Source organism: Acinetobacter sp. YH12145 (assembly GCF_013418335.1).
Taxonomy (GTDB): domain Bacteria; phylum Pseudomonadota; class Gammaproteobacteria; order Pseudomonadales; family Moraxellaceae; genus Acinetobacter; species Acinetobacter amyesii.
Map to the genome: position 1 here is coordinate 282,417 of NZ_VPCE01000005.1, position 15,752 is coordinate 298,168.

A 15,752-nucleotide genomic window follows, 5' to 3' on the forward strand; every position below is an offset into this window, starting at 1 on the left:
TTGATCAAATCAATTAATTTGTTGCACCTTTATAGCCCGTTAACAATAAACCGTAAGAGGTTTTATTGTCTTGGTGGGAAACTTTGACAGGTAGATAATCTAGTTTTGGTGCTAACCAGAAAGTCGTTTGACGGCCTGGTTTGTCATGACGCATCACGACTTTCACGGTGTCAAAAGTTCCATAAGTGGTTTTCACTTTTTCAGTGCCTTGTTTCACGAACTTACGAGCTTCAACCTCTTTGGCATCGGCAATGTAGTAATTCGATTTCAAACCACCATTTTTTAAATCTTCACGAATTTGCAATTCAGCATTGAGTTCATCTAACACACCTGATTTCCACGCAAATGAACGCGCTTTATCATCTTTTTTGGTATTAATGGTTTTTGCGCCAGCATTAAAATTAATATTCATGGTGTTGTTGTGCACCAAAATTTTGCTGCTGCGGCTAAAGCTGTTCGAGTGAATTTGGCTGCCATTTAAACTAAAACGACTGGTTTCAGTTGCAGAGGCCATCGCACCAGCTTTTGCTGCGAAAACATAGGTCCAGTTATTCCCAGATTGTTTTAGGGTACGTGTTGCAGAACCCAAGTTTTTGCCGTTGTAGTTAAATTGGTAGTTGGCTTGGAATGGACTCATGGCAAATGACTGACTTGAGAAACCAGTCAAAAGCAGTGTAGTCGATACCCCAGCAACAAGACCTAAATTTTTCAAAAGTGAATGTGCCATAAGTATGGTTTTCCTATTCAATAGAAGTGTGGTGGGCTAAACCACCTGATATATTTATTATGCGGCTGGATTGTGGAGAATCTCGTCGCAAATCCGTGCCTAATGTATATGTTGTGTAGTGTTTTATAGGCTCAAGATATCTAAGTACAGGATAAGTCTAGCTTTCCTTTTGTTTAATTGGCGTGACTTCATCGTCTTTTAAATTTGAGTCATCCCAGTCTTCTATCCGTTCTTGCGACATCTTGGTGAACAATGCGGTTAAATTAACATTACCAATCACCACCAATTCGGCCTCACGTAAAACAGCATGGTTGACATGGACTTTGCCCAGTGTGTCGATAATCGATCGACTTTTACCGAGCCAGCGATTCAGGTCTAAATACAGTAAATCATCTTTAACTTTGATCACATTGAGCTTTTCCAAAATCATACCCAATGGATCTTGGTTGAGTACTTTTTGATAGAACCATAACGCCATGCGCACGCCCATCTTATACAGAACATTCGGATACTTCGCTTCAATGACTTGAGTATCACTAATTTGTTCAAATACGATCAATTGGGTTTGTTTGTTGAGTTCCATCTGTACCAGTTTTAAATCAACAGAGAGTGTTATGATCAGCCCGTTATAATCCAATGTGGCATACAGTCGAAGCCAGTCATCATGCAGGTCAGCATGCAAGTCTTTGAGCATTTTCACATTATCGGTCACAAAGCGCTGAAATGTCGCATTTAAAAACACTTGAGACATTGGGAATTCACGCTCATCTTCAATAAATCCTTCAGCTTTTTGGTACACTTGGCGTATACGTTTAGCGATATTGGAAACTAGCGTTTGCATAAGAAGTGCATCCTGACAAATTATGTTTTTTGACGATGTTTATCTTGTCGATTTCTATAAAAACACAAGGTTTTGATCTTGCAGTTTAGCAAAATAAATTGCACCATTTTCATGATTTTAATTGTGCATTATCTATGTGTTGATGGATTTCTCGTTTTCATCAAAAAATGAATACGAGTTTTATTTTATACTGTTTTAAGCAGTTTGGGGAATGCGGCAAATTGTCGGTTTAATGTGATGCTGAAAAAAATAACGTTCATGCCCTTGATGAAAGAGTGGTGGAAAGATCCCATATTTGCAACTGCATTAGTGTTTGCTGCTGTGTTGCATTTGGCTTTTTTAACCATGCAATTTTCCATGCCCCAAGAGGCGGATTATAACACCAAAGAAATTGCAGTTTCTTTACGTTCTACGACGGAAAAAATTGAACATGCAGACTTTTTAGCACAAGCCGATCAGCAGGGCTCGGGGACATTCCGTGAGTCGCATCGTATGTCGAGTGACATGCCTGCACCGATGATTGAACAAAAAGCCGGTGAGCAAAAAAGTGAAGCTTTAGAACAACTGCAACAAAAGAAAGAGCTGAGCTTTGAAGACAAAGTGTTGATGACAACCTTGAGTTGGCAAAAACAAGCTGAAGAAAACAGTCGCAAAAAAGCCGTTGAGGAGTTGAATAGTCAGTTTCAGGCCAAGGCTGCGATGGTAGCGAGTATCGAAGCTCAATATTTACAACGCCAACAAAATTTTAGCCGTCAGCAAAAAATTAAAACCATTGATGGTATTCAAGCCAAGCAAGATGTTTCTGCTGCTTACATGGAAAAATTTCGCGAAAAAGTCGAATTTTACGGTAACCGTTATTATCCTGAAGCGGCAAAACAGCAACAGCTACGCGGTGAAGTACGTTTAATGGTTATTTTGAACAGTAATGGCGGGATTCGTGCCATTCGTTTGATCGAAAGTTCAGGTTCAAGCTTATTGGATGAAGCAGCAAAAACCTCTGTGCGTAAGGCGGCACCTTTTGGTTTGTTTGATGCCAAAATGAAAGACATCTCAGAACTTCGTATTGTGCGTACTTGGCGCTTCGATCCTGCAGAAGCAGAGTTTGAGGTGCGTTAATCAGTTGTGATTGCGTCGCAAAACTTCGCAGATTTCGACGCTAAAACTCGCATACCATTGGTTTTTCCCCAATTGCTGCGCGACCAGATGTTGTGCATCTTGTTGCCAAGCTCGAATGTCTTCTAATGTATTCCAGTAGGAAAGGGCGATTTCATGCTCACCTTCTGTCAGCGCTTCAAAATGTTGACAGTTAAAGTGTGTCAAGGCTTTGTCTCTAAGCTGCTGTGCAGTCGAAAAATACAGCTCATCAAGCGTACGAATGCGTGCTTTAAAAATCGCGACATATTGCATATTTTTCCTTCCTTGTTTTTTATGACGATAAAAAAAGCGAGCCGGAGCTCGCTTTTTTGGTTCTTAATCTCTTTCCAGATAAGGGTTATCAAACCCCAATTTGGCTAAAATCTCGATTTCCAATGCTTCCATTTCTTCAGCATCTTCATCAGAGGTTTCATGGTCGTAACCCATGAGGTGCAACGTACCGTGTACCAGCATATGCGTAAAGTGGGTCAGGGGTGCTTTGCTTTGTTCTTGTGCTTCACGAAGAACCACAGGAATACAAATCACCAAGTCGCCAATCGGAAATGAGTCTAAAACTGCAGCCATTTCATCGGGGAGATCGCTTGGAAAAGACAACACATTAGTCGGTTTGTCTTTACCACGATATTCCAAGTTCAATTTGTGGCTTTCGTCATTGTCCACACATGCAATACCGATCTCACAATCACTTTGTGTATCGATATGACGTAAAGCCGTTTCCACGACTTTTTTGATATGCGCACGTTTCACCACCAATTCAGGTGACTGAAAATTTTGCTGCAAGGAGAGATTAAGTTTCAAAATGAATCCTTAAATGTTTTCGTCTTGATGCTGCCCATCAGCTTTAGCATCATTGTCCGCCACCAAGGCTTCCTGACGTGCTTTACGTTCTGCACGTTGTTCAGCCGTGAGGCGATGTTGTTCGCTGTCCCATCCCTCATAGGCTTCAACAATTTTTTGAACCAATTGATGACGTACCACGTCACGAGAGTGGAAGCGAGTAATATGAATTTCTTTGATTTTTTCAATCACACGTAAGGCATGTGCCAAACCGGATTGTTGACCACGAGGTAAATCGACCTGTGTAATGTCGCCCGTGATTACTGCACGAGAACCAAAACCTAAACGGGTGAGGAACATTTTCATTTGTTCTGGAGTGGTGTTCTGTGCTTCATCTAAAATCACAAAAGAATGATTTAAGGTACGACCACGCATGTAGGCCAGAGGAGCCACTTCAATCACTTGACGTTCAATCAGTTTAGCGACTTTTTCAAAACCGAGCATTTCATACAAAGCGTCGTATAGCGGACGTAAGTAAGGGTCAATTTTTTGGCTCAAATCACCGGGTAAAAAACCCAGTTTTTCACCAGCTTCAACCGCAGGGCGAACCAATAAAATGCGTTGAATTTCGTTGCGTTCTAGCATATCTACAGCAGCGGCGACCGCGAGATAGGTTTTACCTGTACCCGCTGGGCCAATACCGAAAGAAATATCACTTTGTAAAATACGTTGCACGTAGCGCTTTTGATTGGCACCACGTGGGTTGATCCGACCTTTACGGGTTTGTAGATAAACATTATCTAAACCGGTGTGCTCATTTTCAGAAAAGTCTTCCTGAATTTCGCGGTCAGTCTGACTGCCTTGAATCATCATGTGTAAAATGTCCGCACTAATCTGTGGATTGGTTTCGGACTCTTCATAAAGACGGTGAAGGAGACTTTCGGCTCTCTCTACCGCATCGATTTCCCCATCGACAAAAAAAGCATCTGCACGATGAGAAATTTTGACATCTAAACGTTGTTCAATTTGTTTGAGATGACCGTTATAGGCACCGAGCATGCTTTGTAAACGGTCAAGTGGAATACCAGCAAAAGTTACAGTACGTCGAATCGCTGCAGTCAAGAGAATTCCTTTAAATTGGTCTGACGATTAAGCTTACATTACGCCACGTCAGGCTCAAGATTCAAGAGTTCACCGTAAACAAACTTCAAAGTTTTAATATCTGTCACTTCAATCTCTGCAAAACGCCCAACCCATGCAGGATCACCGATAAAGCTAACCAAACGTGTATTGTCTGCAGTACCAATCAGCAAGTTCGGATCTTTGTCTGAAACAGACTCAATCAAGACACGTTGAATGGTCCCTAGCATTGCATCAGTTTTATCGATACTGGATTGTTTAATCCATTGTTGAACTTTTGCAAGACGTTCTTTTTTCACATCTTCAGGGGTCGTGTCTTCAAGTTCTGAAGCAGGAGTACCCGGACGTTTTGAGTAGATGAAACTGTATGAATGATCGAAATCCATATCTTGGATAAATTGATAAGTTTCTTCGAAGTTTTCGTCAGTCTCACCCGGAAAGCCAATAATAAAGTCGCTAGATAAATGCATATCAGGGCGAACTTGACGTAATTTAGCAATTTTATCGATATATACATCAATCGTGTGGTTACGTTTCATGGCTTGTAGAACGTCGTTTGAACCACTTTGAACTGGTAGATGCAAGTGAGAAACCATTTGCGGTAAGTCACGGTAGCATTGAATCAAGTCATCATTAAATTCAAGCGGGTGCGATGTGGTGTAACGAATACGACCAATCCCTGGAATCTCAGCAACTAAACGTAATAAGTCTGCAAAGGTACAGATTTCCCCTTCAAAAGTTTCACCACGGTAGCCATTCACGTTTTGGCCGAGTAATGAAATTTCACGTACGCCTTTTTCAGCTAAAGTGGCAATTTCAGCCAATACATCATCCAGTGGACGTGATACTTCTTCTCCACGTGTGTAAGGAACCACACAGAAAGAACAGTATTTTGAGCAGCCTTCCATAATCGAGACAAAGGCTTTAAAACCTTCTACACGCGGTTCCGGCAAAAAGTCGAATTTTTCAATGTCAGGGAATGAAATATCCACCAACTGAATTTTTTCTTTTTTCGGCTTAACCACTTGTTCAGTGTGTTGATCCAGCATTTGCGGTAAACGATGCAAAGTTTGTGGGCCAAAGACCATATCGACATAAGGCGCACGTTTTTGAATGTTGTCGCCTTCTTGAGATGCCACACAACCACCGACACCAATCACAAGATCAGGATTCTTTTCTTTCAGTTTGCGCCAGCGGCCTAACTCAGAAAATACTTTTTCTTGTGCTTTTTCACGGATAGAGCAGGTATTCATCAGGAGAATATCCGCTTCTTTTGGATCGCTTGTCAGCACATAGCCGTGAGAATCACCTAAAAGGTCGCCCATACGTTGACTGTCATACTCATTCATCTGACACCCTTGCGTTTCGATGTACAGTTTTTTCACTGCTCCATCTTGAGCTGGGGTGTGCTGTGGCTGGGTAACAGTGTTATCTGGGGCAGCTTGGGCACTATTGGGGATGAAGGTTTGAACCGTCATGTAGGCTCCTAAAGGAATTTTATGAAAATCAATAACCATACGTGGCTGACAGACAATTCAATCAATTGAATTGTGCAGCTGCGGAGGTCAAAAAGGGGATTTTAAGAATGGGCAATATTTTAGCAGTAATTCATTAGAAACTTACAGCCTAAAATGACAACTCTGCCATATTGATTTATGAAGTAAAAATGTTTGAAAATTAATATTGGCTAATCATAAGGTTACATAACAGAACACAATGCAGAGTTTAGAATTATTAAACTAATTCCTAAACAAAGTTCGATGTGCTGTAACTGAGCAGAATGACATGAAAGAAGGCAAGTGGATGTTAAAACATAATTTTAAACAGAAAAATTACGCTAAATTACTTGCTTTGAGTGTCGGGCTCTCCGGAATTTCTGCGTTTGCCCAAGCCGCAGATGAGCAGTTTAACGATGCTTTACGTGCTGCGAATGCAGGCAATATTAGTTTATTACAACAATACCAATCATCCATGCAAAATGATGTTTTGGGCTATTATCCAGAATATTGGTTACTGAATAACAATTTGGCTTCACAGCCAGCAAGTGCCATTATTAATTTTGCACAGCGTTATCCAAACTCGGCAATGGCAGAAAAATTAGCCGCAGATTATGTTGAAGAAAAAGTCAAACAAGCTGATTTCGCTACAGCACAGCCTGTCTTACAATATGTGACTAATGCTGACCGTGCTGAAACATGTGCCATGGCTCAAGTCCGCGCAAAGTCGGGCGACCCTCTGGTTTACGCAGAATTTAAAGATGTATGGTTGACCACAAACTCACAACCTGACTCGTGTACGGGTTTGGGCCGTATGATGCTGTCGAGTCCTTTAATGACTCAAGATGACCGCCATCAACGGATGTGGGGACAGTTAAGAGCGGGTCAGTCAGGACAAGCGATTGCGACTGCGCAAACCATTGGCGTGAATATTAATTTGTCACAACTCAACACCATTCAAGCCAATCCACTGAATTATTTATGGTCTGCACCCAAAGCCACAGCTGAAGATCATGCATACCTGATCTATGCGATGGGTCGCTTGGCAGATAGCGACTTAAATGGCGCGATTTCTTCGGTGAAACGTGCAGCAGAAGGCACACCAGCCGATGTGCAAAAAGCCCTATACCGTAGTGTCGGGTATATCGGTGGTACAACGGTAATGAAAAATAATTTCAACCGTGAAGTTCTAAATTATCTTGATTTGAGTTATGGACTGCCTTTTAGTGCAGAAGAAGCCGAGATTTATGCGCGACAAGCCATTCGTTTTGGCGCATGGGAAAGTGTCATTCGTGCAATTGATGCGATGAGCGTTTCGCAAAAGCAGGAAGACCGTTGGCAATATTGGTTAGCACGTGCCTCTGAACAACGTGGCGATGCCTCATCTAAACGTGCGGCAAAAGAAATTTATCGTAAGCTTGCCATTGGCGATGATTACCATAATTTGTTAGCACGTGACAAAATTGGTCAGTCTTATAACAATATTCCGTCAAATGTGCAGCCTTCGTCACAAGATGCGCAGCGTCTCAGTCAGGATATTCACTTCCGTCGTGCCTTTGCATTGCGCAATATTAATGCATCTGACAGCTATATTAACCGTGAATGGAACTGGGCAGTGCGTCAAGCCTATTTAAAGCATGATGATGGCATGATTCTTGCCGCAGCTAAACGAGCAACCGATATGGGTTGGTATGATCGGGCGATTTATGCAGCAGATCGAACCACCAACCAGCATAACTATGCTTTACGTTATGCCATGCCACATCAAAATTATGTGGTGAGTCATAGTCGTAATGCAGGGATTGACCCAGCATGGGCTTATGGTTTGATGCGTCAAGAAAGTCGGTTTGTTACTAGCGCACGTTCACATGTCGGTGCCGGTGGTTTAATGCAAATTATGCCAGACACCGCAAAATTGGTGGCTCGTCAGATGGGGGAGAGTTATAACCCCGCTGCATTAACGGATATGAATACCAATATCCGTTATGGCACTTTCTATTTATCAATGATTCAACGTCAATTGAGTAATAGTCCAGTATTAGCGACCGCAGGTTACAATGCGGGTCCAAATCGTGCTCGACGCTGGCAGCCTGAGTATCAAGCGATTGCAGCGGACCAATATACAGAATCGATTCCATTAACGGAAACTCGAGACTATGTAAAACATGTGATGACCAATGCAACCCATTACGGCCTTTTATTGGGTCAGGGACCGCAATCGATTGAAAAACGAATGCAAATGATTCCATTACGGAATGCGCAATAAGCATTAAAGCAATGCGCCTGTTTTAAGGCGCAATATGGGTAAATAATGAATGCCGAATTGAACATTAGACCTGTTTATCGAATACTGACATCACTGCTCATCGGCAGTGGTGCAGGCTTTGGTGTGTCTGTGCTTTCGGCAGCACCCGTGGTTAATGGCTATGTGATGGATGTGCAAATGGTGCCAGCTGTTTGCGCCTATGACCCATTAAAAAGTAAAAAACGTAAATGTTTAGAAGGGTATTCACTCAATATCACGGGACTATATCCAGAAACTTCTACCCGTGATTGCACCACCAATAGTTCAGCTAAACTTTCTCCGTTGCAAGCCAAAGTGGTTGCACGGATTATGCCTGATGAAAATGCTCGCGTGGCGCTTTGGCACACTACCGGCGGCTGTATCCCAATGAATGCTAGTCAGTATTTCAGAACCATTATTAATCATGCAGATAAGCTAAAAATTCCAGATGAATTGACTAGCCAAGAAACCCAATCCATTCAAGCCAATGTCTTGCGTAATAAAATGTTGCGTATGAACAGCGGATTGGTATCCCAAAGTATTGAATTTAATTGTATGCAAACCCGTGGTGGCAGCCTACTGACAGAGATTAAAATTTGCTATAAAAACAATGGTCAGTATAAAAGTTGCCCTACGACTATTGTCGGAAATTGTCCTGCAACTTTCATAATTAAAGGTTCTTTCTAAGCTTTTTTCGGCATTTTATTTATATTTCCTATCATACTTTTGTTGAAAAGCATTCTCTTTTACATGCAAGCGTCAAAAGATTGGAGTACAATCTTTGCCGTTTATGATTATTAAGATTAGATAGAACAGCTATTTAATCATTATGACCTTCCTCAATTGGAGATAATTACATGAAGCAAGCAGTTCGTGTTGCCGTTACTGGCGCAGCTGGTCAAATCGGTTATAGCTTATTATTCCGTATCGCAAGCGGTGAAATGTTGGGTAAAGACCAACCAGTTATCCTTCAATTATTAGAAATTCCAGTTGAGAAAGCTCAACAAGCGCTTAAAGGCGTAATGATGGAACTTGATGACTGCGCATTCCCTCTTTTAGAAGGTATGATCGGTACTGATGATCCTAAAGTTGCATTCAAAGATGCTGACTACGCTCTTCTTGTAGGTTCACGTCCACGTGGTCCTGGTATGGAACGTGCTGACCTTCTTAAAGTAAACGGTGAAATCTTCATCGGTCAAGGCCAAGCGCTTAACGAAGTTGCTAGCCGTGACGTTAAAGTTCTTGTTGTAGGTAACCCTGCAAACACTAACGCTTACATCGCAATGAAATCTGCTCCAGATCTTCCAGCGAAAAACTTCACAGCAATGTTACGTCTTGACCACAACCGTGCGTTAACTCAACTTGCTCAAAAAGCAGGTGTTGCAGTTTCTGACATCGAAAACATGACAGTTTGGGGTAACCACTCTCCAACGATGTATGCTGACTACCGTTTTGCAAATGTAAACGGCGAAAGCTTAAAAGACAAAATCAACGATGCTGCTTGGAACAAAGACGTATTCCTTCCAACTGTTGGTAAACGTGGTGCTGCGATCATCGAAGCACGTGGTCTTTCTTCTGCTGCTTCTGCTGCAAACGCTGCAATCGACCATATGCGCGATTGGGCTCTTGGCACAAACGGCAAATGGGTAACTATGGGTATTCCTTCTGACGGTTCTTATGGTATTCCTGAAGGCGTAATGTTCGGTTTCCCTGTAACAACTGAAAACGGCGAATACAAAATCGTTCAAGGTCTTGAAATCGACGAATTCAGCCGTGAACGTATCAACTTCACTCTAAACGAGCTTGAAGAAGAACGTGCAGCAGTTGCTGACATGGTTAAATAATTTAATTTTTTAAATTAAATTATAAAAAGGCACTCCATTTGGGGTGCTTTTTTATGGCCTGCGAAAAATACCACGCTTAATTTTTGAACAAAAAATAACACGTTGAGATGCTGTTGCAACTGACAAAGTCAAATAAACAGATAACTATAAAGATGAGAGAAATGTTATAGGCTTGAGGAGAACGGCAATGTTTGATCAACAACCGACGTTGGAACTATTTTTTGAACAATTGGGGTTGGATGCAAGTCCGGAAGGCATCGATCAATTTATCGAAACGCATCAAATCACCATGGATGTTCCATTGCATGAAGCGCCATTTTGGACGAAGTCACAGCGCGACTTTATTATTAGTCATTGGAAAAAAGATGATGACTGGGCCATGGTGGTCGATATTTTAAATGAACAATTGCATACAGAACATAAGCTTTCAGGATCATGCAAAATCTAAATACAATTTGAAACAACAAACCTAGTTTTATCGCTAGGTTTTTTTATCAGCATCATATAAGTTAATTAAATAATAAATGACAGATTAGTTGATAAGGAGGGCGAGATGCTCAATCAAAATAAACCATCCTTAGCTTTATTGTTTTCTCAATTGGGGTTAGCCAGCAGTCCAGCTGCGATCGAGTTATACGTACGTACGCATCAGCTTGCCGCAAGTGAAAATTTACATGATGCGCCGTTTTGGAATAAAGCACAGCGCGACTTTCTAATCAGCCATTTAGTACAAGATGATGATTGGGCCATTTGGATTGATGAGCTGAATCAACAGTTGCATATGGATGCATATAAGCTACAACCAGCATAGATTTCACTTCTCCATAAATAAAAAACACCTCTTCGGAGGTGTTTTTTATTTAGTGCAGTTTACTTTGGCGTAATTCTAAAAACCAAGTTTCTTGGCGATAAGGATTAAATGCAGGATGCTCAAGTAATGTGGTGAGTTTGAATTCTTGAGATTTGCTGTATTTATATAACCAGTGGCGGGTTAACGCAGGTTCTTGTTTTACTGCAGAGGCATAGGCCAAATAGAAGTAGATGTCGCCATGTTCAGCTTTGGACATCGGTTTCATAATCTGCTGGGTAATCAGGGCATAGCGCTGCTCTTTGGTGATTTCAAAAAATACCATATAGGCTTTGGCTAAATGCACAGACAAATTGATGTATAGCTCAATCGGCATTTCTTCAAATTCAATCCGGCTTTGCTCAAGTAGAACAATGGCTTCTTGCAGAAAATACACTTGTTCTTGATGGTTCTTACTTAAATTAACCAATTGCAGGCGTAAGTCTGCACGCTCAAGGGTAAGTTCAGGGCTGTTGCCTTGTAGAAATAATTGATCGGTTTCGCCAATACGCTGAATAATTTTATGACTGTTTTGACGCATCGGGTACATCCTCATCTATGAATGACTCATATATGAGGATAGTTTAAGGGATTTAAAGGAGGAATCTCGAATTACCACATCGAGTTGTCATTACGTAGCCAAGCCGTAATCGATAAACGTTGATGTTTAGCTTCGAGTACCTCGTGTAATAGGTCACTTTGGAATAACGCAATGCGATTCGGTTTAGGTTCTAAAATATGCCAAACATCATTCTTATCTTGTAAGCGCAATTCACCGCCCCAGTCGGCTTGCCAATATTCATGCAAATAATAAACCGCTGAAATGACACGTCCATTTTTGCCTTGAGGATTATCTTTGTGTAGTGCATAAAACTCACCTGCGTTATAACAAGCAAAATGTGCTTCGACTTCGTGAATGTTAGAAAAAAATGCGCGATTAAATTGTTCTGATAAAAGTTCTAAGGCTTGAACGTGTTCTTGTGCGACATCTAATGTGTCGTTAATCCATAAAATATGATCACTTCTAATTTTACTGATGACCCCATTTTGTACGGCTGCATCCCTAAATTTATTTAAATTTGACATACATTCTTCAACAAGTGCATGTATATATTCAGCAGGATAAGCGTCATCAATAATGCTAAACCCGTGTTGATCTAAATCATCGAGGATTTGATCAACCGGCCAAGACTTTGGGAGAAAGGCTGTTTCCATATGCGATCCAAAAAGTAGAGGAAAAAAGGTGACGTATTCTAGAGCAAGAATAGCATCGGAATGAAACTATTTTTCATGCTAAAATGTCCGTTGATATCAGGAATTAAAGAAACATGAATTACCGTCACCATTTCCATGCAGGCAACTTTGCCGACGTGATGAAGCACGTTTTGCTGCTTCAGTTATTAAGTCGACTGAATGCAAAAGATAAACCTTATCGCTATGTAGATACACATGGTGGTGCAGGTAAATATGATCTTTCGACCTCTGAAGCACAGAAATCAGGTGAGTTTTTAAATGGTATTCATCGTTTAGTTAAGCTCGATGATTCGATTAAACGCAATGCGCCTGAAGGTGTTCAACAATATTTAAAAGTTGTTGAAAAAATGCGTGAAAACTTTGGCAAAGGCGCTTATCCAGGCTCTCCGTGGTTCGCACTTGAAGGCATGCGTGAAACTGATAAGGCAACGATTTTTGAAATGCAGCGCGATGTATTCCAACAATTGCGCCACAATATTTTTGATAAACGTGCAGGCTTGCATGAGCGTGATGCTTACGAAGGTTTACTGGGTGTAATTCCACCAAAAGAAAAACGTGGTTTGGTCATGATTGACCCGCCTTACGAATTAGAACGTAAAGATTTTCCACAGCTTGTAGAATTGTTGGTGGCTGCTTATAAAAAATGGCCGACAGGCGTTTTTGCGGTATGGTATCCAATTAAAGACCGCGCGATGATTGAACGTTTTGAAAAGAAAATGTACAAAACCGGCATTCGTCGTCAGTTGGTTTGCGAAATTTGTGTATGGCCAGATGACACTCCAGTGGGTCTAAATGGTTGTGGTTTATTGGTGATTAACCCACCTTGGAAATTCTCTGAAGATGCGGACGAAGCATTACAATGGTTGTTCCCACATCTTCGTATGAATGAAAATGGTGGTCATGCAGCCGTACGTTGGTTGGTTGGCGAATAATTTTAAATTTGAAAAAGAAAGGTCACAGTTAGGATCGAACAATGACAAATACAAATAAACCTGAGCGGGAAATTTCTTCAAAGGATGAAAATGCATTTGATGGCATTACATTTGAAGTTGAAGAAGAGGAGCATACCCATGAAGGGCATAAAGTGAAACGTCGTGGGATCTATCTGTGGCCAAACTTGATTACAACTGCAGCGTTGTTATCCGGCTTTTATTCAATAATTGCCAGTATGAATGGTGAGTTTCAACAAGCCATTTATGCCATTTTCCTTGCAGCATTATTTGATGGTTTGGATGGACGTGTCGCACGTGCTATCGGCGCACAAAGTCCTTTTGGTGAACAGTTTGACTCCTTATCAGACTTGCTAGCATTTGGTGTTGCACCTGCCATTTTAATGTATAGCTGGAGTCTAAATGACTTAGGCCGTATTGGCCTGGCAGCATGTTTTGTTTACACCGCATGTGCAGCCTTCCGTTTGGCACGTTTTAACGTACAAATTGGGGTTGTCGATAAACGTTATTTTATTGGTGTTGCAAGTCCACTCGCAGCCGTTATGATTATTTCATTGGTATGGGTAGGTATGGATATCCCTGCGGTCTTCGACTTACGCGAAACAGGTATTCAGATTTTTAATGCGGTAGTGATTATTGCAGTGGGTCTATTGATGATCTCAAATGTAAAATACTATTCATTTAAAACTGTGGATCGTCGCCGTGTTCCATTTGCGGTGTTGCCAATCATAGTCTTCATTTTAGCTGCTGTAACGTATAATATTCCAATGGGTATTTTAATTATTTCAGTAATTTATGCATTGTCTGGCTTTGTCACAACCTTAATGGCAAAAAAGGCTGAAGCATGAGTTAAAACATGAAATAAAAATGAAAAGGAGCTTGATATGCAGATATTTCAAGATTTCTTGGATCAATCAAGACGACTGAATCAAGCTCCAGATTTACAACATAAAAAAATAAATCTACATGCGCCGAATACGCCTTACCCTTCAGTCCATTATGGACTCTGTCTACCGAATCTTCCTGCGCCCTTACATTATCTTAACTTTATAAGTTGGCTCGGTCAGCCTCAGATTCCCGCTTTTCAAAATCCTGTGTCCATTCAACAAGACGAACTCAATACAGCCACAGTATTGACCAGTGTGAGCGGTCATATGGTTGGGCAATTACAATCATATTCCATCAAAGACGACTGTAGTCTGAGTGATACCGTCTTTAAATTTAGAGATAAAGAGCAGATTGGTTGGGATGGAGCGGTATTTCAAATCCATCGAGAAGATACTGAACTCAGTTTAGATTTGTCCGTGCAAACTACCGATATTTCTTCGTGTTTAATTAAGTTGAGATTAGGTCTTGCTGAATATTGGTCGGTGATGTGCCAATGTGAAGGTCAAATCAAATTTCAGGGCCAGATGTATGATGTAAATCAGTTGGCTGTTTTGTCTTATGCACAAATACGCAAGTTCCCATATTTACCTTTAGCGTTTTATACCCATCAGGTGATTAACCTTAGTCGACAACGTCAAATTATCTTTATGCAAACGCGAGACCGCTATAACAATATTTTGAGCTCACGTTTATATCTAAGAGATTTAAATCAGAAGCAAGTGTTCATGGCAGACCAAGGCGTGTTCTTTAAAGTCATGCGCGTTTATCCTGTGGTTAAAACCCCCAATTTGCAAAAAATGTATTTACCACGTGAATTTGAATGGATTTACCAAAATGACAAAATGAAAATACATGTACAGGCGCAGAGCCGTGGGGATTTTAAATTTGGACTCGGCGCTGGCTATGCAGGAAGCTTTAACTATCAAATTAAAATTAACGACGAAATCGAGTGTGGGGAGGGTGGCTACTGTGAATATGTCGATTGTCGAGCTTTAAAATGGCAAGAAAAGAATGAAAAAGATAAATTAACGGACAAATATGGAAATATTGTCCCTTTTATGCTCAAAAAATAGTAAAAAAACTCAATTTAGTAGAATAAATAAACAAACGTAATGAAAAACTAAAAATAAATGGAAAAGGGTGTTGCGTTGGATCAGAAATGCTGTAGAATGCACATCCATCGGCGGTGATGAAGATTAAAACTTCTGATAAAACAATGACTTGGTTGAATTGATTAAGTTGGGTTTTAGAAGGAAAGTTTAAAAATAATTTGAATTATCAGTTGACTCTTTAGAAATAAAGAGTAATATAGCCGACCTAGCTTGCTGGTGACGAACCAACAAGAAGATCATTAAGAGATTATGAAGAACAACTTGTGTGGATTTTTACTGATTGATTGATCGAAATTATTTTCATTGATTGATGGTAGAAATTACTCGAAGTTTATTTGAGCAAATTTTTGTCAGTAATTGATGAGCCAAGATTGGTACACTATATGTACTATTGATTTTAAACTGAAGAGTTTGATCATGGCTCAGATTGAACGCTG

17 protein-coding genes are annotated in these 15,752 nt (G+C 40.7%); 9 read left to right on the top strand and 8 right to left on the bottom strand.

Annotation, left to right across the window (positions count from 1 at the left end; translation table 11 throughout):
- Positions 1-13: 13 nt before the first annotated feature.
- Positions 14-727: a DUF3108 domain-containing protein gene (locus FTU80_RS07315; RefSeq protein WP_180008408.1), complete on the bottom strand. Its 714-nt coding sequence runs from the start codon at positions 725-727 to the stop codon at positions 14-16.
- A 157-nt stretch (positions 728-884) separates the two neighbouring features.
- On the bottom strand, positions 885-1,568 hold the full coding sequence (locus tag FTU80_RS07320; protein WP_078192433.1) for a hypothetical protein: 684 nt from the start codon (positions 1,566-1,568) through the stop codon (positions 885-887).
- 258 nt (positions 1,569-1,826) lie between these two features.
- Here FTU80_RS07320 and FTU80_RS07325 point away from each other — a divergent pair, with 258 nt between their 5' ends.
- Complete coding sequence (locus tag FTU80_RS07325) at positions 1,827-2,684, top strand: energy transducer TonB (protein ID WP_218948631.1); 858 nt, start codon at positions 1,827-1,829, stop codon at positions 2,682-2,684.
- Here FTU80_RS07325 and FTU80_RS07330 read toward each other — a convergent pair whose 3' ends face one another.
- From FTU80_RS07330 to miaB, 4 genes are all read right to left on the bottom strand, one after another.
- Positions 2,685-2,975, bottom strand: a complete 291-nt coding sequence (locus FTU80_RS07330; RefSeq protein WP_180084628.1) for an antibiotic biosynthesis monooxygenase — start codon at positions 2,973-2,975, stop codon at positions 2,685-2,687.
- A gap of 63 nt (positions 2,976-3,038) precedes the next feature.
- Positions 3,039-3,521 (bottom strand): rRNA maturation RNase YbeY, encoded by a 483-nt coding sequence (gene ybeY / locus FTU80_RS07335; RefSeq protein ID WP_078192431.1) that lies wholly within the window; start codon positions 3,519-3,521, stop codon positions 3,039-3,041.
- Between the two features lie 9 nt (positions 3,522-3,530).
- Entirely contained in the window at positions 3,531-4,622 is a 1,092-nt protein-coding gene (locus tag FTU80_RS07340) for a PhoH family protein (RefSeq protein ID WP_111885944.1), read from the bottom strand.
- A 38-nt stretch (positions 4,623-4,660) separates the two neighbouring features.
- Entirely contained in the window at positions 4,661-6,118 is a 1,458-nt protein-coding gene (gene miaB, locus FTU80_RS07345) for a tRNA (N6-isopentenyl adenosine(37)-C2)-methylthiotransferase MiaB (protein WP_168379136.1), read from the bottom strand.
- Positions 6,119-6,425: 307 nt separating this feature from the next.
- Here miaB and FTU80_RS07350 point away from each other — a divergent pair, with 307 nt between their 5' ends.
- From FTU80_RS07350 to FTU80_RS07370, 5 genes are all read left to right on the top strand, one after another.
- Positions 6,426-8,402: a lytic transglycosylase domain-containing protein gene (locus FTU80_RS07350; RefSeq protein ID WP_257221456.1), complete on the top strand. Its 1,977-nt coding sequence runs from the start codon at positions 6,426-6,428 to the stop codon at positions 8,400-8,402.
- A 45-nt stretch (positions 8,403-8,447) separates the two neighbouring features.
- Entirely contained in the window at positions 8,448-9,107 is a 660-nt protein-coding gene (locus tag FTU80_RS07355; RefSeq protein ID WP_111885947.1) for a ribonuclease I, read from the top strand.
- Positions 9,108-9,277: 170 nt separating this feature from the next.
- Positions 9,278-10,264, top strand: a complete 987-nt coding sequence (locus FTU80_RS07360; protein ID WP_078189236.1) for a malate dehydrogenase — start codon at positions 9,278-9,280, stop codon at positions 10,262-10,264.
- Between the two features lie 187 nt (positions 10,265-10,451).
- Positions 10,452-10,712: a DUF2789 family protein gene (locus tag FTU80_RS07365; protein WP_078189235.1), complete on the top strand. Its 261-nt coding sequence runs from the start codon at positions 10,452-10,454 to the stop codon at positions 10,710-10,712.
- A 105-nt stretch (positions 10,713-10,817) separates the two neighbouring features.
- Entirely contained in the window at positions 10,818-11,075 is a 258-nt protein-coding gene (locus tag FTU80_RS07370; protein WP_078189234.1) for a DUF2789 family protein, read from the top strand.
- Between the two features lie 49 nt (positions 11,076-11,124).
- Here FTU80_RS07370 and FTU80_RS07375 read toward each other — a convergent pair whose 3' ends face one another.
- Together FTU80_RS07375 and FTU80_RS07380 are read right to left on the bottom strand one after the other, a co-directional pair.
- Entirely contained in the window at positions 11,125-11,652 is a 528-nt protein-coding gene (locus tag FTU80_RS07375; protein ID WP_180084629.1) for a hypothetical protein, read from the bottom strand.
- A gap of 71 nt (positions 11,653-11,723) precedes the next feature.
- A complete protein-coding gene (locus tag FTU80_RS07380; protein ID WP_180062876.1) occupies positions 11,724-12,326 on the bottom strand; it encodes a 2OG-Fe(II) oxygenase in 603 nt (200 codons plus the stop codon).
- A gap of 113 nt (positions 12,327-12,439) precedes the next feature.
- On the opposite strand from FTU80_RS07380, the gene FTU80_RS07385 reads away from it, so the two are divergent.
- From FTU80_RS07385 to FTU80_RS07395, 3 genes are read left to right on the top strand one after another with little or no spacing between them, the layout of a single operon-like run.
- The gene (locus FTU80_RS07385) at positions 12,440-13,297 is read left to right on the top strand and encodes a 23S rRNA (adenine(2030)-N(6))-methyltransferase RlmJ (RefSeq protein WP_078189232.1); all 858 of its coding nucleotides are present in this window, start codon (positions 12,440-12,442) and stop codon (positions 13,295-13,297) included.
- Between the two features lie 41 nt (positions 13,298-13,338).
- A complete protein-coding gene (gene pssA, locus FTU80_RS07390) occupies positions 13,339-14,163 on the top strand; it encodes a CDP-diacylglycerol--serine O-phosphatidyltransferase (protein WP_078192422.1) in 825 nt (274 codons plus the stop codon).
- A 36-nt stretch (positions 14,164-14,199) separates the two neighbouring features.
- A complete protein-coding gene (locus tag FTU80_RS07395; protein WP_180084630.1) occupies positions 14,200-15,276 on the top strand; it encodes a DUF6670 family protein in 1,077 nt (358 codons plus the stop codon).
- Positions 15,277-15,752: the final 476 nt, after the last annotated feature.